Source organism: Neisseria sp. P0001.S005 (assembly GCF_051963715.1).
Map to the genome: position 1 here is coordinate 1 of NZ_JBQCTZ010000543.1, position 524 is coordinate 524.

The 524-nt window shown below is 57.1% G+C and carries 1 pseudogene; it reads right to left on the minus strand.

What is annotated here, in order from left to right:
* Positions 1 to 524, minus strand: a pseudogene (locus ACTHSP_RS21560) (hypothetical protein); the annotation flags it as partial.

Genomic DNA, 524 nt, shown 5'->3' on the forward strand with positions numbered 1-524 from the left:
GTGACGGTCACTTTGTCCGAACCTGCGCTCGCAGTCGTGCCTTTGGCGTTGACGGTGTAGATGTCTTGGCCGTTGGCGCCGGTCGTTTTCACCACGTCTTTGATGTTGGTACCGGCTGCGACCTCGGTACGGGCGGCGGCGCTTTGCTGTTTCAGCTGGCTGTAGTTGACGGCGTCGGTGTCATCGGTACCGGCGGCTACGTTGGTTACTTTCTTGCCGGCGGCATTGATGCCTGACTTGGTCACACTCGGGCCACCGGTAATGGTGAGGCCGTCTGAATTCAGTTTGCTGTCGCCTGCGGTAACGCTGTCAACGGTAATGTCTTTGGCCAGTTTCAGCTGTGCGCCACCGGCTACGGTTTCGCTGATGATGTTGCTGTCGCCTTTGACATTGATGGTGTCACCCAATGCGTAGTTGTTGCTGCCGGTGGTACCGCCGAAGTTGATACCTTTGGCGATATTGGCGGCGTTGGTCGCGACGTTTTGATTGGTCGCAAACAGTTGGCTGCCGTTAACGGCATCTTT